General features: G+C 57.2%; 23 protein-coding genes. 7 read left to right on the top strand and 16 right to left on the bottom strand.

What is annotated here, in order from left to right:
- Positions 1–11 precede the first annotated feature (11 nt).
- From ACMGFM_RS04325 to hpt, 3 genes are all read right to left on the bottom strand, one after another.
- Positions 12–968, bottom strand: a complete 957-nt coding sequence (locus tag ACMGFM_RS04325) for an acetamidase/formamidase family protein (protein ID WP_436901214.1) — start codon at positions 966–968, stop codon at positions 12–14.
- A gap of 78 nt (positions 969–1,046) precedes the next feature.
- Entirely contained in the window at positions 1,047–1,274 is a 228-nt protein-coding gene (locus ACMGFM_RS04320; RefSeq protein WP_436901213.1) for a DUF7860 family protein, read from the bottom strand.
- A gap of 214 nt (positions 1,275–1,488) precedes the next feature.
- Positions 1,489–2,034 carry a hypoxanthine/guanine phosphoribosyltransferase gene (hpt, locus tag ACMGFM_RS04315; RefSeq protein ID WP_436901212.1) on the bottom strand — a complete coding sequence of 182 codons (546 nt, stop codon included), beginning with the start codon at positions 2,032–2,034 and terminating at the stop codon, positions 1,489–1,491.
- 153 nt (positions 2,035–2,187) lie between these two features.
- Between hpt and ACMGFM_RS04310 the strand changes: the two genes are divergently transcribed.
- From ACMGFM_RS04310 to ACMGFM_RS04300, 3 genes are all read left to right on the top strand, one after another.
- Positions 2,188–3,474, top strand: a complete 1,287-nt coding sequence (locus tag ACMGFM_RS04310; RefSeq protein ID WP_436901211.1) for a S8 family serine peptidase — start codon at positions 2,188–2,190, stop codon at positions 3,472–3,474.
- 263 nt (positions 3,475–3,737) lie between these two features.
- Positions 3,738–3,911, top strand: coding sequence for a hypothetical protein (locus ACMGFM_RS04305; RefSeq protein ID WP_436901210.1), 174 nt, complete (start codon positions 3,738–3,740; stop codon positions 3,909–3,911).
- A gap of 64 nt (positions 3,912–3,975) precedes the next feature.
- Positions 3,976–6,054 (top strand): S9 family peptidase, encoded by a 2,079-nt coding sequence (locus tag ACMGFM_RS04300; RefSeq protein WP_436901209.1) that lies wholly within the window; start codon positions 3,976–3,978, stop codon positions 6,052–6,054.
- Between the two features lie 84 nt (positions 6,055–6,138).
- On the opposite strand, the gene ACMGFM_RS04295 is transcribed toward ACMGFM_RS04300, so the two are convergent.
- Positions 6,139–6,372, bottom strand: a complete 234-nt coding sequence (locus tag ACMGFM_RS04295; RefSeq protein ID WP_436901208.1) for a putative ATP-dependent zinc protease — start codon at positions 6,370–6,372, stop codon at positions 6,139–6,141.
- Positions 6,373–6,462: 90 nt separating this feature from the next.
- Here ACMGFM_RS04295 and heR point away from each other — a divergent pair, with 90 nt between their 5' ends.
- Positions 6,463–7,242, top strand: coding sequence for a heliorhodopsin HeR (heR, locus tag ACMGFM_RS04290; RefSeq protein WP_436901207.1), 780 nt, complete (start codon positions 6,463–6,465; stop codon positions 7,240–7,242).
- 113 nt (positions 7,243–7,355) lie between these two features.
- Here the strand turns inward: heR and ACMGFM_RS04285 are convergent, their stop codons facing one another.
- The 7 genes from ACMGFM_RS04285 to ACMGFM_RS04255 form a co-directional block, all read right to left on the bottom strand.
- Positions 7,356–8,441 carry a metal ABC transporter permease gene (locus ACMGFM_RS04285; RefSeq protein WP_436901206.1) on the bottom strand — a complete coding sequence of 362 codons (1,086 nt, stop codon included), beginning with the start codon at positions 8,439–8,441 and terminating at the stop codon, positions 7,356–7,358.
- Entirely contained in the window at positions 8,438–9,346 is a 909-nt protein-coding gene (locus tag ACMGFM_RS04280; protein WP_436901205.1) for a metal ABC transporter ATP-binding protein, read from the bottom strand. The genes ACMGFM_RS04285 and ACMGFM_RS04280 overlap by 4 nt, the downstream gene beginning before the upstream one ends.
- Positions 9,343–10,383, bottom strand: a complete 1,041-nt coding sequence (locus tag ACMGFM_RS04275; RefSeq protein WP_436901204.1) for a metal ABC transporter substrate-binding protein — start codon at positions 10,381–10,383, stop codon at positions 9,343–9,345. The genes ACMGFM_RS04280 and ACMGFM_RS04275 overlap by 4 nt, the downstream gene beginning before the upstream one ends.
- A gap of 184 nt (positions 10,384–10,567) precedes the next feature.
- Positions 10,568–11,605, bottom strand: a complete 1,038-nt coding sequence (locus ACMGFM_RS04270; RefSeq protein ID WP_436901203.1) for an AAA family ATPase — start codon at positions 11,603–11,605, stop codon at positions 10,568–10,570.
- 115 nt (positions 11,606–11,720) lie between these two features.
- Entirely contained in the window at positions 11,721–12,260 is a 540-nt protein-coding gene (locus ACMGFM_RS04265) for a winged helix-turn-helix transcriptional regulator (protein WP_436901202.1), read from the bottom strand.
- Between the two features lie 49 nt (positions 12,261–12,309).
- Positions 12,310–12,606: a hypothetical protein gene (locus ACMGFM_RS04260; RefSeq protein WP_436901201.1), complete on the bottom strand. Its 297-nt coding sequence runs from the start codon at positions 12,604–12,606 to the stop codon at positions 12,310–12,312.
- 82 nt (positions 12,607–12,688) lie between these two features.
- Entirely contained in the window at positions 12,689–13,315 is a 627-nt protein-coding gene (locus tag ACMGFM_RS04255) for a PepSY domain-containing protein (protein ID WP_436901200.1), read from the bottom strand.
- 219 nt (positions 13,316–13,534) lie between these two features.
- Between ACMGFM_RS04255 and ACMGFM_RS04250 the strand changes: the two genes are divergently transcribed.
- Positions 13,535–14,467, top strand: a complete 933-nt coding sequence (locus tag ACMGFM_RS04250) for a tyrosine-type recombinase/integrase (RefSeq protein ID WP_436901199.1) — start codon at positions 13,535–13,537, stop codon at positions 14,465–14,467.
- Between the two features lie 23 nt (positions 14,468–14,490).
- Here ACMGFM_RS04250 and ACMGFM_RS04245 read toward each other — a convergent pair whose 3' ends face one another.
- Positions 14,491–14,754, bottom strand: a complete 264-nt coding sequence (locus ACMGFM_RS04245; protein ID WP_436901198.1) for a type II toxin-antitoxin system RelE family toxin — start codon at positions 14,752–14,754, stop codon at positions 14,491–14,493.
- A complete protein-coding gene (locus tag ACMGFM_RS04240) occupies positions 14,747–14,953 on the bottom strand; it encodes a ribbon-helix-helix domain-containing protein (protein WP_436901197.1) in 207 nt (68 codons plus the stop codon). The genes ACMGFM_RS04245 and ACMGFM_RS04240 overlap by 8 nt, the downstream gene beginning before the upstream one ends.
- A 112-nt stretch (positions 14,954–15,065) precedes the next feature.
- Here ACMGFM_RS04240 and ACMGFM_RS04235 point away from each other — a divergent pair, with 112 nt between their 5' ends.
- Positions 15,066–16,259: a twin-arginine translocation signal domain-containing protein gene (locus ACMGFM_RS04235; RefSeq protein WP_436901196.1), complete on the top strand. Its 1,194-nt coding sequence runs from the start codon at positions 15,066–15,068 to the stop codon at positions 16,257–16,259.
- Between the two features lie 458 nt (positions 16,260–16,717).
- On the opposite strand, the gene ACMGFM_RS04230 is transcribed toward ACMGFM_RS04235, so the two are convergent.
- From ACMGFM_RS04230 to ACMGFM_RS04220, 3 genes are read right to left on the bottom strand one after another with little or no spacing between them, the layout of a single operon-like run.
- The gene (locus ACMGFM_RS04230; RefSeq protein ID WP_436901195.1) at positions 16,718–17,593 is read right to left on the bottom strand and encodes a DUF7964 domain-containing protein; all 876 of its coding nucleotides are present in this window, start codon (positions 17,591–17,593) and stop codon (positions 16,718–16,720) included.
- Between the two features lie 40 nt (positions 17,594–17,633).
- The gene (locus ACMGFM_RS04225) at positions 17,634–17,990 is read right to left on the bottom strand and encodes a calcium-binding protein (protein WP_436901194.1); all 357 of its coding nucleotides are present in this window, start codon (positions 17,988–17,990) and stop codon (positions 17,634–17,636) included.
- Positions 17,987–18,976, bottom strand: coding sequence for a DUF7983 family protein (locus ACMGFM_RS04220; protein WP_436901193.1), 990 nt, complete (start codon positions 18,974–18,976; stop codon positions 17,987–17,989). The genes ACMGFM_RS04225 and ACMGFM_RS04220 overlap by 4 nt, the downstream gene beginning before the upstream one ends.
- 185 nt (positions 18,977–19,161) lie before the next feature.
- Between ACMGFM_RS04220 and ACMGFM_RS04215 the strand changes: the two genes are divergently transcribed.
- Positions 19,162–20,289, top strand: coding sequence for a type I restriction enzyme HsdR N-terminal domain-containing protein (locus ACMGFM_RS04215; protein WP_436901192.1), 1,128 nt, complete (start codon positions 19,162–19,164; stop codon positions 20,287–20,289).
- The last annotated feature ends 179 nt before the right edge of the window (positions 20,290–20,468 follow it).

The following is a 20,468-nucleotide window of genomic DNA, read 5'->3' as shown; positions in this document are numbered from 1 at the left end:
GCTGGCTGGCCTCAGGGAAACAGGCTTTCGGGTAGATATGCCGACACCGTCCAGTTCGGTGCATTCACGACCTGATTGATTTTGAGGTCGACCGCAACCGAGCAGAGCAGGTACGCCTCGGTTCGCGTCAGCCCACGATTTGCTGCGAGGTGGTCGATCATCTGTGTTACTGCGCGCTTGGCGGCCGCCTGCAGGTCCGACGCGACGCCTGTTGTTCCGTACATCGGTTCGTCTGTGCCAGTAGCGGTGAACGGTCCGGATGTCTCGAACTCTGGCTGATTGATCTCCATATCTGACCGAACCGACAACCGAGCGGTGACGAACATCGGCGCTTCGATTGCGGTAACACAGACCTCGCCATCACCCTGTGCGCCGTGACAGTCGCCGACGCTGAACAGCGCACCCGCAACTTCGACCGGGAGATACAGCGTCGAGCCAGCGGTGAGGTGTTTGATGTCGAGATTTCCGCCGACGCGCCGCGGCGGGGTACTGCTGTGTTCACCGTCTGCCGCTGGCGCGACGCCGGCGATTCCGGGGAATGGGTCCAGTGGCACCTCGATTCCGTTCACGAACTTGCCAACACCGTCGTCGAGATCCCAGATGTGTAGTCCTGGCTCCTCGAACTCTTCAGGGACCAGTCCTTTCTCGGACTCTTCGGGATAGAAGTAGGTGACGCCGAACCCTTTGTGCGCGAACTCAAGGAACTCGATTTCGAGCACGTCGCCGGGTGCAGCACCTTCGACGTGGACCGGGCCGGTGAGCGGGTGGCCGGAAAACGACATCGACTGCAGGTCGGCAACTGTCGAATCTGCGTCGAACTGTCCGTTTGCGGCGTCACGGCACTCGAACTCGACAACAGCGCCAGATTCGACCGAACAGACTGGGTCGAGGCTGTTGTCCCAGACGCCGTGATGGACGTTGTCGTCGCTGTCGTCGAGACGATAATCGACGGTGTGTGTTTCTGTCACGGCGGATAATCGGTCTCAGGGACCTAAGAACTACTGGCGTGTTCCTGCCAACTGACGCCAGCGTCGCTGGTCAGCCTTTCAATCCATCAGCGGAAGGGCAACGCCGAAGACCCAGGGTGAGAGAAATCCAATGACCAGACCAATTCCTTCCGAGTAGGTAAACAGTCGATTCTCCCAGGCTGGGAGTGTCCCAACCAGCGCGTGGCCGATAATCTCACCGGCGGCCCCCAGCGCAATCAGCGTCACACCAATCAAAAACCCCATCTTGGCCCAGTAGCCGTGGTCCAGTTGTTTTCCGTGTCCCATGGCCGAGGGCAACCTATCGAGTTACCTAATCTTTTTCATTCGCCGCCACCCTCGCGCTCAGCAGACGCCCATCCGGGGATACTGCCGACGACCACAGGACGGACAGTTCGCTTCGTAGTTTCTCTCGTGCTCGAACGGTGACCCACAGCCCTGACAGACCAGTAGCGAACTCATATTTGGTGGGTAAGGCGCGAGTCTCCTGAACGTTGTGGCGTCAGTGGATGGTGACGCTGTCCTCGTCGACAGAAATGTCGAGAAGACTCTTGACCTCGTGGTCGGAATCCTCGAGTGCGTTTTCACCGACTTTTCGGAACACGACGACGATGTCTGCGATCTCTGCGCCAATCTCGTCCAGTGCGTCGCAGATTGCCGCCATCGTTCCGCCGGTAGAGATAAGATCGTCGAGAATGAGTAGCCGGTCTCCCTCGTCGATATCGTTCAGGTACATCTCTGACTCGGAGTAGCCGGTCGACTTGTGGAGTGCGAACTCATCTTCGAGTCCGTACGGTCGCTTGCGGACAACGACGAGAGGCAGGTCTGTCTGTAGCGATACTGCTGTTGCGATATGAATGCCCATCGCTTCGGGAGCGACAATCTTGTCGACGTCGAGGTCAGCCGTCCTGATAATGCCGACGACCACCTCTCGAAGCAGTTCGGGGTCGAGCATCGGAACGCCGTTGCTGATCGGATGCACGAGATAGGAGTAGCCATCCTTGTCGATAATCGGCGCTTCATCCAGCGACGCTTTGAGCTTATCCATATCGCTCGTTATGGGACCCGCCGCAAAAGTGATTCGTCATCTGGTCCGTTCCATCATCGTGGACCAGTAATTCAAATCGTCGGTTGTCGATATATCTGTTTCATATTTGTCCGTCAGACTAACTTTTAATAACCAAACGACAAATGTCAAAACATGCCACATTCAACTCGACGTGAGTTTCTCACGGTCAGTGGTACAGTCCTGGGTGGTATCGCAGTGGGTACGACAGTTACCGCCGCGACACGAACCGACCGGTTCATTGTTTCAACCAAAGGTCGGGCGGACCTGAGTGGCCTTGATGTCGTCCACGAGATGCAGGGGGTAGACTACGCGGTGGTAGAGGGGGCCGAGAAAGATGTTCGGCGGGCAGTAAAGGACTATGCTCCAGACATCGAAATCGAGTTTGACCTTCCGGCCGCCCAACCTCAGGCCGCGGAGACACAGCCAAGCCCGACTAATGAGCCGCTGTATCCACTCCAGTGGGACAAGCAGGTACTGGATGTGCCCTCTGCTCACGAGGTTACACAGGGAGAGGGAACTCGAATTGCGGTAATCGACACTGGAATTCCAGAAAGTCACCCGGATTTCCAAGAAACATTGAATGCAGATCTGTCCCGTGACTTCACCGGCACTGGAACTCACGAGCCATTAGGATTGCAATATCACGGAACCCACGTGGGTGGCATTGCTTCGGCTGAAGATAATGAGCAAGGCATCGTCGGAGTCGCCCCAGAGTCGGAGGTAGTTGACCTCAGAGTATTTGAGAAACTCAATTCAGGCGCGTCCTTTGCCGATATCCTCGCTGCCATCGTGTACAGCGTCAACATCGGTTGTGACGTTGCGAACCTCTCGCTTGGAGCCTATCCGATTCCACGACAAGGTCAAGGAGAGTTCTACGGGAAGGTTCTCAACAGCACGATGACCTTCGCGAACAAGGAGGGGACTCTCTTGGTTATCGCCGCAGGCAACGATGGTGCTAACCTCCAGCAGGATAAGAATCTGATTAGCCTTCCGAACGAAGGTGCACAGGCTGTATCTGTTGCTTCTACGACCTCAATTGGCTATCTTTCCGGCGACGTACAGAACCCCGGATTCGCGCCCGCAAGTTACACCAACTATGGAACAAATGCGGTCACAGTTGCCGCACCGGGCGGTGACACTCCCCAAGCAGGTGGAGTTCCAGATTTAGTTTATAGTGCCATTCCGCAGACAACGGCTGACTTCTTCTTCGGAGAGGGGGAACCACCTTATGCCTACCTCGCAGGTACTTCCATGGCAGCTCCGCAGGTCGCTGGTGCTGCGGCCTTAGTGAAAAGCGCAAATCCGAATTACAACGCGAATCAGGTTGAGGCGGCTTTGAAAAAAGCAGCCGAGGTCCCCGAGGGGTACGACAAAGCCTTCTACGGCAGTGGCTTCCTTAATATTGTAGACGCGCTGTAAGCCCGCATTTAGCACCACTGTTCATAAGCGCGGGTTAGCAAATTCTTATTAACGTAGCTAATTTTCGAGTCCAGACGTTTCTTCGAGGGTCGCATACCAGGTACTCTCGGCCAAATCGTTTGTCTCCTCACTGTGGCTGTCAACCCGGCGAAACGTTCGCTCCGAACTACTCACGTACCCCGTTTCTGTGCCGATACTCACGAAGGGGTCGCCGGTAAACGACGAGTCTGCGGCCGCTTACAGGTAGTCGTTGGCTGCTCGTAATGCGAGCGGCAGTCGTCTCGGAGACGGGGACGTTCTCCGTTACCGAGCGCGAGCGGCCCTCGCCCGGTGACAGCGAGGTACTACTCGAAGTCGAGTTCACTGTCGATGCAGGCTCGGACCCATTGACGCTTCGCGTCGACGAGGATTTCTCTATTATTGACCAGTCTGTATGACAAACTGCCGCGTTGAAATCCCCGGAATCACTACTTATTTTGACTGTCGACGCAACCCCGGAGTATGGAACGGATTGCGGCCGCCGATTTTCACGAGTTGACACAGGTTGCGTCGCCACGACTCTCACCGGACGGACAACAGGTCGCCTACGTTCGGCAGCGTCCAGATGGCGACGAGGAGTACGAAGCGACGGTTCACATTGTCGACGCGAACGGGGGAGAGTCAAAGCGGTTCACGCTCGCCGAGGGGGTCGACGCTACGCCTCGCTGGAGCCCCAGTGGCGACCGTCTCGCCTTCACTTCGACGCGTGGGGCAGATGATGACCGCCCACAACTGTGGATACTACCAACTGACGGCGGTGAGGCACGACAGGCAACTGATGTCGTCGGCGGTGTCGGGTCACTTGCGTGGTCACCCGATGGCGAGCAAATTGCGTTCACACAGCAGGTTACCGACGAGGACCGTGAGGAGGACCGGGATCTCGAACTGCCCGAGGAGTACGAACCAGAAACGCCAGACCCGCGTGTTGTCGACCGCACAGTCTACCGGACAGCCGAGCAGTACACCGACGGCAAACGGAGCCAGCTGTATCTTCTCGACCCGGACGGCGACGAGATCGAGCGTGTGACGACTGCTGACCGCGACCACGTAAGTCCAGCGTGGGCGGACAGTCAGACGCTGTACTACGGCTGTGACGGCGACGTGCCAGACCCGGACGATTCGCTTTCGGCGGAAATCAGGCGGTACGACCGCAGTTCCGGAGAGAGCGAGGTTGTGCACGAAACCTCGGCCTTCCAGCCACAACTGACCGCCAGCGAGGCCGGCGTGGCGTTCAGTTACACCGACCCCGAGGAGGGAACGATGGCACAGACTGAGGTGCACCTGTTCGATGGTGAGGGGGTCCACGTCATGACAGCGGGACTGGACCGCTCGCTTGGTCTTGACCCGGCCATTTTGCTGGCTGATGAGACGCTATATCTCGGCACACCGGACGAGGGCGCAACAGCACTGTGGCAAATCGATGTCCCCGAAGCATCTGCGGCCGGTGACGAACCACGACCAGTCGAAACCGAACCAGAACAGCTCGTCCGCGACGAGTGGAGCGCCATCTCTGGGTATCACGTCCGAGAGAACCGTATTGCCTTCGTCCAGAGCAGTTGGGACCATCCCGGCGACCTCTTCGCTGCTGACCTCGACGGCGGAGAGCGCCGCCAACTCACTGAAGCGAACGCCGAGTATCTCACTGACCGCGCTGTTCAGGAGCCTGAGGAGATTCGCTATCCGGTCGGCGACGCTGGCGAACGGGCATCTGAGCACGAGTGCCAGGGGTGGCTGCTGACGCCGCCGGAGTTCGACCCTGACGAGGAGTATCCACTGGTCGTCGAGGTACACGGCGGGCCACACGCGATGTGGACCACCAGCGGGACGATGTGGCACGAGTTCCAGACGCTTGCGGCCAACGGCTACGTCGTCTTCTGGTCGAACCCTCGCGGGTCGACGGGCTACGGCGAGGAGTACATGCAGGCAATCGAGCGCGACTGGGGCGCGGTAACCACGAGTGATGTCCTCGCTGGCGTCGAGGAAGTTACTGACCGCTCCTACGTCGACGAGGACCAGCAGTTCGTCACTGGTGGAAGTTTCGGCGGCTACATGACCTCCTGGTTGGTGGGCAACACGGACCGCTTTACTGCTGCCGTCTCACAGCGCGGCGTCTACGACCTGACTGGCTTCTACGGGTCGACCGACTGGGCGTACAAACTCGTTGAAGACGAGTTCGACACCACGCCGTGGGAAGCGCCTGAATTCCTCACTGAGCACTCGCCGACGGGTCACGCCCACAAGGTTGCGACGCCGACGCTGCTGATCCACAGCGACGACGATTACCGGACGCCGGTCTGTACCGCAGAGTTATTCCACCGGATTCTCCGGAAACACGGCGTCGACACACGGCTGGTCAGGTACCCTGACGAGGGCCACGAACTCTCCCGAAGCGGTCAACCGGGTCATATCGTCGACCGTATCGAACGGATTGCCCGCTGGTTCGACGGCTACGCCGACACCGACACGCCGCCAGCAGTTGAGCGCGACCCACAGGCTGGGCTGACCGCAGACGAGAGCGAAACAGAAGAAACCGAACAATAGCTACTGCGCGTCGGCCAGTGTCGCTTTTCGTCGCATCTCTAACTGGTTGATAGTGACGTCGGCGAACCGCCGGAGTTGCTCGCGCTATTTCTCACCTGTCGGTGTGTCTGGACTGGCGGAGTTGTGAGTCTCGCGGGCCTTGGTGACATCAACGTGGTATGACTCGAGGATGTCACGGCCGAGCAGCAGTTGGTAGTTCATGTGAGAGCGGTCCTGAATGTTCGCCTCGACGGTGTGGACGCGACCGTCGACCGCGACCGCAATATCGACGATTGGTCGGGCATTCGACTGCTTGCTCGTTCCCGAACGGACAGTCACGGTGTCTTTGATTGAGCCCGTGCCGAGTTTCGACGCCAGTTCATATCACAGATGCGAACTATCATTAGTGTACCCAGTGGAAGATAGCATATGACAACTGACCAGCGAACGTTCCGACGACTCCGCCAGTTCAACGCCGTGATGGCAGTGTTGCATTTCGTGCAAGGCGCGCTGATGATCTACCTGAGTACGTCACTCCAGTGGACAATAACTGTCACGAGGCTCGACTTTCAGGCTGGCTCCCAGCGGCTCGCCCCCATTCTCGAACCGTGGACGACAATCCAGCTATCCTACCTCGTCGCCGGGTTTTTGCTCATCTCGGCACTGGCCCACCTACTCATCGCGACGGTGCTGTACGACTCGTATGTCGCGTATCTCGAGCGCGGAATGAACCCCTACCGCTGGTACGAGTACGCGGTCAGTGCCTCGTTGATGATCGTCGTCATTGCCATGCTCGCAGGCGTTTGGGACCTCGGCGCGCTCGTGGCGCTGTTCTCGTTGATCGCTATTATGAACCTGATGGGACTGATGATGGAACTGCACAACCAGACCACGGAGACGACGGACTGGACGGCCTATATCATCGGGACTTTCGCTGGCCTCATTCCCTGGGTTGTCATCGGCATCACCATCGTCAACACGGTACTCGGTAGCGAGGGCGGCGGCCCGCCGGATTTCGTGCTGGCAATCTACGTCAGCCTCTTCCTGTTTTTCAACCTGTTCGCGATCAATATGATCCTCCAGTATCGCGAGACGTGGAAGTGGGAGGAGTATCTCTTCGGGGAGACGACGTACATCGTCCTCAGCCTGGTCGCAAAATCACTGCTGGCGTGGCAGGTGTTTTTCGGCACCCTCAACGCCCCTGTCTGAGCCGACTACTGGACGGTCACTGTTCGGGTCACTGACGACGTTTTTCCAGCAGTGTTGATGATGGTGACCGTTGTATAGCTGCAGCGGCATATCGAGTGCGACCGTCGTGATGGTCAGTCGTCGCCCGTTCCGGCACTGACGTCAATACTGTCTGCTTCGATGCTCCCCATATCTGGCGGCGCGTCTCCGCCGCGAGCAGATTGGACCTTGCCCAGCGCGACGGCACAGACGTAGATGGCCACGGCGAAGAGGACGATAACCCCGCCTGCAGTGACACCGCCGTAGTAGGAGGCTGCGATGCCGAGCAACACTGCAAGTTCCGCGAGGACGACCGAGACCAGCAACGATTCGGAGAAGCTCCGTGAAATCTGGGTCGCGCCCGCCACCGGAACGACCAGCATCGCCGCGACGAGGATGACACCCATTATTTGCATCGCACCGACGACGACCATCGCCGTCAGCATCACCGTCACGCGGTTATACCAGTTGACGGAGAGGCCCGAAACCTCGGCTGCCGTCTCGTCGAAGGTGACGTACAGCAGTTGGTTGCGTGTCAGGGTTATCGTCACGACGATGACGCCGAACAACACCAGCAGAATTGCCGCGCTCTGTGGCGACACCGTCGCGAGATTGCCGAAGAGGAACTGGTTGACGCCGACGGCCAACCCGCCCGCGTTGAGGCTGATGAGTGTCGTCCCCAGTGCGAACCCAGTCGACAGGACAATCGCCATCGAGACGTCGTTGTAGGCGTCCGTGACTTCGGAGATGAGTTCGATAAACAGCGCGGCAATCATCGCCACGACGACTGCGGTGAGATACGGCGACACCCCCAGGTCGAGGACGGCGTTCAGGAACAGTCCGACTGCGACGCCGGCGAATCCAGTGTGTGCCAGCGCGTCTCCGATGAGCGCGAGCTGACGATGGACGAGGAAGGTTCCGATGAGCGGGGCCATTACGCCGATACAGAGCCCGACGAGGAGCGCCCGGTGCATGAATCGGTAGTCCGGATTCAGCATCTCTAGCCCTGTGAAGTAGTACACCCAGTCCATCAGCCAGTACCACTGCTCCAGCACCCACAGGAGAATCCCGAAAAGGAACTCGCCGATTCCCCCCAACCCGACCTGCAGTGGCAGCGCGAGCGACGGGTCCAGGGCAGCGAACCAACTCGTAGCGAGCGTGGCCGCCACGCCTGCGCTCATTCTCCCACCCCCGTGAGAAACCGCGCCTCGGTCCCGAACGCCCGGGCCAGCGCGTCACTTTCGACGAACTCCTCGGTCGGCCCGTCGAAGTACACTTCCCGGTTCAGGCAGACGACCCGGTCGGCGTGTTCGACGACTGCTCCGAGGTCGTGTTCGATGAGGATGACGGTGATACCCTCGCGGTTGAGCGCCGCAAGCAACTCGTAGAAGGCGTCGACAGACTCGGCGTCGACGCCGACGGTCGGCTCGTCCAGCACGAGTAGGTCGGCCTCGCTTGCAAGCGCCCGCGCGATGAACGCCCGCTGGCGCTGGCCACCGGAGAGTTGTGTGACGCGGCGGTCCGCGAACGCACTCATTCCGACAGTTGCGAGCGCGTCGTCGACGATGTCCCAATCCGTTGCCGAGAGACGGCCAAAGGCCGCGTTGACGGCGTCGCTGACGGTCCCAACTGGGTCCTCGCGCACGCTGTCCGCGTCTTTTTCGGCGACGAAGCGTCCGAGTCCGACGTGAGAGAAGCGGCCCATCTTCACCACTTCGCGGACGGTGATTGGCATCTCTTTGGCCGCACTCGCGTGCTGGGCGACGTAGCCGACCCGCTCGCCGTCGTCGAAGCGAGTGGCCCGCTCGCCGAACAGGCGGGCTGTTCCTCCCACTGGCTTCAACAGCCCCAGCATGAGCTTCATCAGCGTCGACTTTCCCGAGCCGTTCGGCCCGACGATGGCGACGTATTCCCCGGGGTCGACGCTCAGTGACACGTCCTCTACCACCGGCGTTGACGTGTATCCGAATGTCGCTCCTGATAGCTCGACAATCGGCTGGGTCGTGCTCTCATCCGGCGCTGTCTCGGTGGCTCCGCGTTCGGCTGTCCCGGCCGCGTTCGCGGATTTCGTACTATCTGTCGTCATACTGCCTCGAAGTTCCGCCACTCGTCGAGCCATTCCGGCGAGGGGGCGGCCTCCTCGGGTGTCTCGTTGCCGAGGACAATCTCGAACGTGGGCATGTTGATGTTGTATGCGATTTCCTCGTACCCCCAGTTCTCTGCGACCCACTCCTTGCGGACGCCAGCGTACGGTGTCACCGGGAAGTACGCATCAACGGCCGTCTCGCGGACGAGTTGCTGGGCCGGGCGCTGTGACTCGAAGACACCGTTTGCGATGTAGCGGATGTCGTTGTCGCGGATGACTTCCGCCGCCTCGCGGATATCGCCGGGCTTGACGGTCCCGCTCGCGGCGAGACTCGTCACCAGCGGTCGCATCCGAACGCCGTAGCGCACGCCGATATACTGGAAGGCGTTGTGCGCGGCCAGCTGGACGATATCGCGCTCCGAGCGGTCGAAGATGTCCTGGTAGTCGGCGTCGATCTGGTCGAGGACCTCGGATTTGTACGTCCCGGCGTTCTCACGGAAGGTGTCGGCGTGCTCCGGCAGAATATCGGCGAATCCGGCAGCGATGTTGTCGACGGAGTCTTTCGCACGCTGGGGGTCAAGCCAGAAGTGTGGGTCTTTCCCGCGTTGGGCACCGACCCCTTCCTCGTCGGGGTCCAGCGACGCGGCGAGGTCAACGAGGTCGATGCCCTTCCGGGCATTGATCAGTGCCGTATCCACGTCGTCGCCTTTGATTGTCTCTATGGCGCGGTCAGCCCAGGGCTGGAAGTCCTTCCCGACGTGGACGAACGCGTCCGCCTCGATAATTCGCCGGGTGATACTGGCGTTTGGTTCCCAGCCGTGACCGTGCAATCCCGTCGGGACGAGGTTCTCAACCGTCAGCGGTGTCCCCTCGGCAATCTGTCGTCCGAAATCAAAGAAGCTGAAAAACGAAGCAACAGCGACCGGCCCGCCACCGCTATCCTCCGCTCGTGACGGTGCGCTCGGGAGGGCCGTACAGCCAGCCAACCCGACGAAAGTTCCAACACCGCCGGCACGGAGCACGTCGCGTCGCGTCACTGCTCTGCAACCGTCCATTTTGCGGGTCATAAGTAACACCCAACACTATGAATTAGACTCATCTAATCTTTAGTTTGTCAAAGACATACTTTAGAGTTGTCCTTGTAGAAATAGTGGTGTTCGGACCCTGAACAGGCTCTGGCCACCGTGGATACTGCGGAGAAGCCGCCTCAGCACTCGACCCTCAAGACATCGAAATGCCGCGGCGTCGAAGCGCAGGTGTGATGTTGATCCGTTCGACGGGTCGGTCCGAACGGTGCCAGACGAAGGCCGCGCGAGCAAACAGGTCCATACATTCGAGCCGAATCCCCCGAGGGTTTCCGTCGGTCAAGTCGTGAATGAGGCGAATCGCGTCGGCGGTAAAGAGCGGTGGATTCTCTCCTTCGTAGGGCTCGTCTCGCATGTATGCGAACGAACGGGAGATGTATTCAGCAACGTCGACCGGCGAAAACGGCTCGATTCCTTCGTAGTACCGCAGACGTGAATCGAGCGTATCCCGAAACTTCGCGAGCCGCCGTTTCCCCTCGGGAGTTCCGGTCAGAAAGAGTCGCACTCCCAGGTCGGCAGCCGTCTGCATCGGCGAGAGCAGTTCAGCGGGGAAATCCTCGATTTCGTCGACGATTAGCAGGATGGTCACGTCGTCAGCGGCCGCAGCGCGGACGACCTCGCCGACAGCCTCGCGTGTTTCGGCGGTCGCCCATGGAATCCCGTCACGAACTTGCGAGTAGTTGGCGGGGTCAATTTCGTATCCTGCCTGTTTTGCGCCCATGATGATAGTCCCGTAGAGGGCTCGCTCTGTCGTCGCGTTCGGGTTCTCGATCATCGTCACGACGAAATCGTCACGGCTGCCCAGGTCACGGGTGGCAATCTCCCGAAGCGCCGTCTTCCCCGTCCCGTAGGGGCTGATGAGGCCGATGTGCTGGCGTTGTAACAGCCAGCTGGTCAACTGGTTGAGCATCTCGTCGTCGTGGCGGACGTACAGTTGCTCCGGCATCCCGTCGGTTCCCGATTCCTCGGTAAACGGCAGGTCTGAGACATCCTCGACGTCCCCGCCGAGTTCGCGGGCAAAGCCACACAGAAGCTTCGCCACGTCACTCATACGACTGCTGAATACCCCGTCTTCGTCTCCCGGATCAACGAGTTGGCTGGCAATGTCCAGCCGAGAGTCGTACTCGCCGGTACTCCCGTCGCTGTCCTCACTCCGGCGACTCTCTCCAGCCATTATGCTGGTCTCAGGCGCTTGTCGGTTATGTACTTTATTGACGAACGAAAATTTATGAGCCCCGCTCCGCGGCAAAAGAAGTCAGGACACCCCCACTATTGCTCATTTTGATCGGTCAGCCCCAGAAATCAAGCACGTTATCCACCGCTCTGTCGACGAAGCTTTCCTGATATCGCACCAGGAGTTGCATGGTGAGGTCCTCGTCAGCGACAGTATAGTACGTGGTCCGGCCATCCTCTACCTCGGAGACAATTCCGTTCTCGACGAGGCGTGAGACGTGCCAAGACACCGTCGCCGGTGACACACCGAGTTCCTCGGCGATCGCTCCGTTCCGGGCCGTGGACTCCTCTACTAAAAATAGCAGAATGTGGCGTGTCGTCTCGTACCGAAGTGAGGAGAGGATTGCACGCTCCTCCTCGGCAAGTTCCTCGGCGACGAACAGTCGGCGTTTGCCCTGGTGATCTTCGCTGGTAAGCACGTCGTAGTCTTCGAGGGTGGATAGGTGATGCTGGACGAGGCCCGTCTCCATGTCGAGGTCGCGCTTGAGTTGGCTGAAGTGGGCTCCCGGATTTGCCTGCACGTACTCGAAGATCTCCTTGCGTGTCTCCAACTCAAGAACATCTTCCTCGCTGTCGTGCGAGTTGCGTCTACCCATCGTGTGTGCCCTCAGTTCCGTTCATATCCGGCTCGGCGTGTTTGAAGCGTCATGATGGCTGCCGCTCGAAGCGCCACACTACCGTCGCCAACAACAGGAGTGAAATCCCGAGTGCGAACAGACTCGTGAGCAACTCGAAGTGGGGGATACCTTCTTCGAGAAAGTCGTCACCGACTTCCAACAGGAGGTCGGTTGCAAGTAAAGCAGCGAGCAGCGCGAGTATTAGGACGCGACTCACCCGGGTGCGGTAGTAGGCAACCGCGGTGATGAGAAATACCACCATCGTAATCAAGAGTGTGAGAGTCCGGATGAGTGTCTCCGGCTCGAACAGTTCAATTTCCGTCATCGGATTTCAGAGTATGTTGAATAGGGCTAAATGGTTGGTGGGTCGATAGGGCGTGTTGATTGAGCAGGGGGTGAATTGGCTCTTACTCGCCAGTTTCCTCGTCTTCAGTCTGGGTCTCCAGCACCGTCCCGTCGTTCGCGTGGACGGTAACTTCGGTTTCCGAGCCGTCCGCCGTCACGAACTCAACCTCGTAGACGGGTGTGCCATCCTCGCTTTCGAGTTCGACTTCCTCAACGTTGCCGTCAGCCTCGGCAGTTGCGATATCAATCGCTTGCTCCTCAGAGAGTGAGACGTCGCCGGGCGCAACGGACTCCTCGTCTTCTTCCATCTCATTCTCTTCGTTCTCTTCCATCTCCTCGTTCTCGTTTTCTGACTCTGTTTCGAGGACTGTGCCGTCGTTCGCGTGAACGGCGACTTCGGTTTCGGCACCATCTGCTGTCACGAGTTCGACCTCGTAGACTGGTGTGCCACCCTCGCTTTCGAGTTCGACTTCTTCAACGTCTCCGTCGGCCTCAGCGGCTGCAATACTAATTGCTTCCTCCTGAGAGAGTGAGACTTCACTTTCTGCAATCGAGTCATCGTCATCGTCGCCATCGAGTGGTGACGACCCCGAGCCCTGCGCGAGTGCAAAGCCACTGCCGGCAATGACGAACAGGGTGAGTGCGATGACGCCGATTGCTCCAAACGTCGTTCGGCGATTCAGATTCATTTATTTCGTGCCTCCACAGACAGATAGGTGCCTAGTAGTAAAGTGTCGTTTGGTATACGAGTGTAACAGTGGTACGCGCCTCTAACAGTTGAGTATGGCAGATTTTCCGCGCCGGTTACTATAATATTCCAAATAGTTAGCTCAGACACGGAGCAAGCCGCAGCCAATCCAGTTTGAGCAAGGTCACGGGTGGCGACTCGACAACGGAGGTGACGAGTGGTGGCCGATGACTGGTACGAGACGGTCTACGAGAACAATCACGAGGTGGTGAACGAGTTCATCAAGCAGAAGCAGACGACGGGTCGCAGTCCTCGAACCCTCAACTCCTACAGCCGCGTCTTGAAGCGGTACTACCACGAGCACTTTTCTGACCTGACGCCAGAGGAGACGGAGGTGCGGCACATCGAGGAGTACCTGTGTATCCTGGACGACCGAGGAGTCAGTCAGAACCCGAAACGGCGGTATCTCGAATCGCTGTCGGCGTTGTTCAGCTACGCGATGAAGCGACCACGATTCGAGAACATCACGGGCAATCCAGCCGGTGTCGTCTTGGAAGAGATACCGAAGCAGATCCGGCAACGGCCCGATTGTGCGACGTGGAAGAACGCGAAGAAGCTCGTAAAGGCGATTCCGAACCCACGGAACAAGGCAGTCGCCGTCTTGCTGGCAAAGACCGGGTGTCGGTTGGAGGAGGCGCTGGAGATCGAGATGGGTGACCTGATGCTGGACGACGGTCTTGTTCGGTTGCGTGAGCGGAAGGGCAGGAAGCAGACGGTCGTGCCGATTGACCGTGAGACGGTACAGACAATCAAGCGGTTCAAATTGATTCGTCGGGATACTGATCTGGAGTCCCTGTTCGTGAGTATCCGTGACGATCGGTTGACGAAGACGGTGATTCAGCGGGCTGTCCGAGAGGCGGCGGTTAGCGAGGGTGTCATGGAGGAGGGTGAGGATCGGTTCCACAAGAAGTTCACGCCGCACACCTTCCGAACAGTGTTCACGACCTTGATGCGGAATCAGGGGATGAAACAGCACGTTCTCCAGTACATCCGTGGGGATGTGGAGAGTGAGACGATGGATATCTACACGCGGGTCGACAGGAACAAAGCACGGGAGGAGTATCTGGACTGCATCAAGCCACTGGGCTTGTAGCTACGCGTATTCGGACGGAAATCTCAGGGCGAGAGGTGTCGGTCGTAGACGTTCCGGCGGTGACCGACGACTTCGACCATCAGATGGTCGTCTTCCCGATCCCACGTGATGATGGCGCGGTAGTCACCGGTCCGGCGTTTGTAGTAGGGGTAGCCGGTCAGTTTCTCCAGGCGGTGGGAGGTCCAGTCTTTCGCCTCGTCGAGTTTCGAGACGAGTCGTGCCCGCGCCTCCGTGTCGAGGCCTTCGAGCAGATCGAGTGCTTTTGGCGTCCACGCTACCTCAGTCATCGATGCCGAGGCGTTCTTTCACGTCTGCCTGGGACACCGTTTCGCCGTCGTCGCGGAGCGCGTCGCGGATGAACTCGGACTTGTTCGCGTATCCCCGTTGTTCCCACACCTCGTCGATCTCGGCGAGAAGTGCCTGCGGAACCCGAACGTTGATTTTCTCCATCTCGCCGTCCGCCCCGGCGTCGCTGTCGGTGCTCATATGCTGTGATACGACTGTATCACAAAAGAAAATTCCCTCTCCAGGCGTGCTGTCGCTCGGCGATGGCAGCCATCCCCTGCGTTTAACTGACTGCTCTCGTGTATATCCGCCAATGGAACGCCGTGATTTCATCAAGGGTCTTGGAGTCGCTGGAGCCTCAGGTCTCGCCGGCTGCTCCGCCATTACGGGTGGAGATGATAATGGTGAAGACGATCAGGTCGGCCACCGAATAACAGATGAAGGAGGCGGAGACTACGTGATGATGCGTGTAGACTTCGTGGACCAGGCCGGAACACTCGGGCAGGTAGACCACATGAGTAACGACGGAGAAGCCGATAACCTGGTCAACAACTACTCTGAAGAACAGTGGCAGGAGATGGACGACAACGACCTCGACGTTGCCGAAAGAATACTCGAAAACAACGATTCCAGCGTCGAACAGATCAGGCCATGGGTAGAAGACGCACTTGATAGAGAGCTGGAAGGATACCCAGACATCGAAAGCGCGGACGCCCCGCCCGGACCGAATGAACCAGACGAGAGAGCGATCATGTACGGCATCGGGATGGGAATAGGAGAAGAATCAGCTATAAGCAGTTCATTCGACTCAGCACACGTATTGAAACCTCTAGCCGAACACTTTGCAGAAGAGTATCTAGATAATGAGGTATTCGAGGCATGGACTACAGGCGCAACTGAACCAGTTACTGAAGGGAGGTTCGTTCACCTTCCTGTAACCATGGCTTATGAGAGTGAAGGCGGACTACGACGAGATTACGTTGAACCAGCAGTGCCAGATACTCCGGGACTTGGCAATGACGCTCAAGCTATAAGAAGTCCTGAAGAATCCGTCTACTCAGATCCCGATGAGATGGAGATGGTCACGGGTCACGAATACAAAAAAGCACTCGAGATGGCTCAGAACGGCAAGATTGAGCAGGAAGGAAGAGCTCACCCTACAAGAGCAATAAGCACAGCTGTTTTAGCAGATCTCTGGAGTATGGTAGATTCTGCAGAGAACGATTTGAATTTTGAATCTCCGCCACCAAACGGTTTGGTAACACACGTTTCACAGGAGTTCGGGAGATCCGTTGAGGACGCGTTCTACGATCTCGACGAGGAGAAGCTCCAGTACATGGAGAACATCGGGAGAGGGATGCAACTGTTCTACGAGGAGCACACTGGAAGAACCAACCTCGCTGTCGGAGGAACCCTTGAGGAGCCGGAGTTCTACCAGTTCCCGGATGGTATGAAGGAAACGCTCTGGAACTTCGAGTACGACAGCCTTTCAGAACTGGAGGGATAGCAACAAAATACCGGTTTATAGACGCTAGAAGTTCCGCTTCTGGATTCTCAGCTCCAATTACGGGACCATAGAGGTCGGCCTCGGCACTCGAACCCGGACGACTTACCAGTACCACAATATTATGTGCCGAAAAGCGTTATACAAAAGCCGATATTCGGTATCATTATTATCTGATATAGCGTCTATCAATATGGTGTTTTCGATGTCAGAAAGACCGATAGCCCCACGAAGAGCCTGCGATGAAGCGAAAGATCTCCCTGAAGAGACGACCAGCGTGGAAATCTACTGTGATCGACAGCACAAGGGCGAATGGATGACAGAGGCGGAGGAACGCGAATGCAGTCTCAGTGAGTATCTGTATGATCTCATTCAAGAAGGACGGTGGTATCGCCATCGCGGGAACGAACCACTTGAAATCGAGCTATAGGTGTCCTCTACACCGAGAAATCCGGTGTTGGTCACAGATGGCCGTACCCCTTCCGTTCGAGTTCTGCTTCCAGTTCCACGTGCATGGCTTCGACAGTCTGCTCATCGAAGTGTTGACCAGTTGCTGCACCGGACATCTCTGCTATTTCTGCATGCCAATCACGGGCGGCATCTGCGAGCGCAGTCAATAGTTCTTCCTCGGATGTTCCGGTCCCGTCGACTTCTTCGACCACATCCCAACCAGGCTTGAAATTTTCGAGAACGTATCCGACATCCTCGTACTGTATCATAAACCGTTCTGATACTGTGCCAAATCCGGTTTCGAGACTGAGCAAGGGAATGACGTGTTCTATCCCGTCTCTTTTTTCGAGTGCCCGGAGGTCTTTTGTTGGCACTGCCGTCTCGGGTAACTCAGTATCGAGTGGTTCGGGCAACCATTCTTGGTTTTGACCAGGTGGATCGTACTGTTCGAGACCTTCGCCCTTCTCTTTCACGACTTCAGGTTCTTTGTCGTCTAGTTCTTCACTGCTGATCTCTTTCAGAATAGCATAGAACTGCCATTCGTCGCCGTAGTCGTACAGATAACAGATCCGATCGTATTGTTCTAACCCAACCTGACGAGTCATCTCACCAATAGTTGTTTCGCCCGCATTTTCGACTCGCTCACCGAACGATATTGGATCAACACCGACTGATCCATCGAACTCCTGTGGACTTTGATACTTGATTTTGCTGTCCCAGTAGTCTTCGTCAGTGCCGAAAAACCAGAGATGTTCGTCGTCGAGAGAGAATGCCTGATTGATCGTTGACTGGAACTCTGTAACAGTTCGATCCGATCCGACGAGGATATCCCGCCATACTGCGGTGGGATCGGGTTCGAATTTGACGCGGAAACGATAAGCGGTCATACGTGATGAGTTTCACCAGGATGCCTGTGATTCTTTCTTTTCACCGGTCGAGCCAGTAGTGCCAATCTTCGATGGCCTGTTCGGTATCACTGCTTGCGTCGATTGGTTTTAGTTGATCCAATGGCACGCCGAATTCCCGATTCATCAGCTCGACAGTGACGAGCTGCTGACGGAGGGACGGTTCCCCCGGTGGCTTTCCGATCACACGAACCGTTTCGCCTTCATCCAGTGGAGAGACTCCCTTCTCTTTGATACAGCGGGCTTCGAAGGGGAAGTCAATCGTTTCTTCGAGGTAGATGTGCCATCCCATCGCCTGCTCTTCGGGCGTGTACGCATCAACGATGATTTCCATTTTGATCCGTTCCTCTCGTTCTTCGTCATGCTCTCTTGCTGTCATGGTTCCCCTCCAGTCGGTGTATGAAACGCCTGTCCTGATTTGAACTCAGTCAACTCATCGATGCGACTTTCGAGTTCCTCTATCTCCTGTCGGAGTTCTTCTGCCTCTTCGCCTTCGGTGGCTGCCAGTTGATCTTTGAGCCCTTGGAGTCGAGTTTCTTTGCGCTCTTCGTCGACGTCTGCTTTCCTTACGTACTCGCTTTCCTCGATCTCGTAGACATCCCGTTCGGAGAGTTCAGTCACGTCCAGCGCATCGTCCACCTTGTCCCGATCCACGCTCGTCACGCGTTCCGGTTCGATACCAGCCTCTTCGAGTGTGCCCAGTACTTCCTCCTCGTCTTTGAGCGAGCGATTTCGTCGGGCCGTTCGCTGGACGGAGCCGAATGGACCGCTCACCGGACGGTCGTGATGAAGTCGGTTGAGCAGTACATCTGCGACATCTTTCCGGAGGTCGTTAGCATTCCGCTGGACGTCCGAGAGGAGCGTATAGAGGTCGATCAACGTCTCTGTTTCCAACTCCGGTAGTTCGGTTACGTCGTTCCGTTCGAGCGCGTCGATAAGCAGCAGCGCATCAGAATACACCTCGAGTCCTTCGGGTTCGATTCGCTCTTCGTCGCTCTCCTCAGCTGGCGTCTCGAGGAGTTGGCTCGTTGTCGCTCCCTCTGTCTCGACGATGATACCGGAATCCTCGTCGATCTCGAAGCGAGGATGTAGGCTCAAGACTGCGGGATAGGGGTCAGCATCAGGGGGAAGTCGGTCGAGTTGGAAGCGTCCCTGGCTATCCTTAATACGCTGATGGAGCGTCTCGAACTGATCGCGCTGGAGTGGCCGGTTCTCCCCTGACTCGTCGAACTGAATGATGACGCGGTGTTCCTGAACGTCGGTAATCCGAAAGCGCTTGTGTGAGAGTGGTGTGATGAGTGTTGCACCGTCAGGGAGTTCTTCGAGTTCATCGAGGAGAGTATGCCAGCTGACGTTGAACGGCATACGATCACTTCTGTCGGGAATGGTCTAAACGTTACTCCGAAGAGAATTGCGTGGTTGGTTCTGCTCGTTCCTTCATGAACCCATATGGTGTGAGCGGAGGGTCGAGCACTCTCGCTACTCGAGTATGAGGCCCTTTCCAAACGAGACACTTTAATAAGGTCTTCCTGAGCATCTGTCACACAGAAATGGACGAAGCGGAGGTGAAAGACTACGTTGAGCATGCTCGGTCGATTATCGACGATGCTCCGCAGATGGACGAAGCAAATACGAAAGCAGCTGTCCTGCGTGACTTCTTGGATCTTCTCGGTTGGGAAATCCCGACGAATACTCAGCTTGAATACTCCGTTAAGGTCGGTACACGGTCGTACAAGGTAGACTATGCACTTCTTCTCGAGGGTGCTCCAGGTGCATTCTTCGAAGCAAAGGGCGTGGATACGGCTCTGAGCAGCGACCATCGTGAGCAGCTTGCCACCTACATGAAAAACGAGAACGTGAATTGGGGTATCCTCTCGAACGGAAATGAGTATCAGTTTCTCCGTCGAGAGGTGGTTGACACGAATGTGAGCGTGGAAGTTCTCACCGAAGCCAACCTCCGGCAGTTGCCCGAGCAGCTTACAAGCCTCAGAGCTTTCACCAAAGCCGCAATAGAAGCGGGTGATTCAGAAAAGATAGCCAACCGTATTGAGGAACTGAAAACGGCTCGGACGACCCTGGAAGAAGGCAAGGATAATCTCTCGGCTGACATCGCTTCTGTCTTGACTCAAAATGTCTCTGAGACGCTCTCGACACTGGCGGAGCCAAAGGCTAAGGAGATGATTGATGAGCTCATTCGAGAAATTGAGGAGGAGATTGATACAGACGGGAGCCCGTCACCGATTGAACCCGCGGATCAAGAGTCAATTGACCAGGATGTAGGGGGCGATTCGGAGGGTCAGGGGTATATCGTCAGGCTACAGAACGAGGGGAAAACACTCGAGACGTTTAGCAAGGATGTTCAGAGTGACGCGATGGCTGAGGCTGTAAGCTACTTGATTGAGAACTACGATCTCATCCCTGAGATCGAACCGTTACCATACATTCCCGGCAGGGAGAAGGCTATCATAAACGATGAGCCCTCCTCCCCGCACGACGAGGAGGCGATGAGGGATTATCGTGAATTGAGTGGAGGCTATTACCTCGATACGCACATGAGCGCAAAAAACAAGAAGAGCCATTTACGTCGATTGGCTGAGAAGTCCGGGCTTGAGGTAGGTTCACAGGAGATTGGTGATCTGGGTCGTCTTCGGCTTTGGTGTGAGGAGTCTGTTTCTTAAGCCTTCAGTATATTACCCGTCAAATCGTCTTCCAATTCCATCTGGTGGTACCAGTAAATCGGTGGCCTCGGCACTCATAGGGTTCGTCATTGAAGCGCGGGGAACGGGAATCCCGTCCAGCCCCGCGCTCTCGGAGTGGTGAGCTTCGTCATCGGCCAGCGGGTCGTACTCGCCGAACT

This window comes from Halovenus halobia, from assembly GCF_051414135.1.
GTDB classification, from domain to species: Archaea; Halobacteriota; Halobacteria; order Halobacteriales; family Haloarculaceae; genus Halovenus; species Halovenus halobia.
This window is presented reverse-complemented; position numbering and strand designations above follow the sequence as displayed.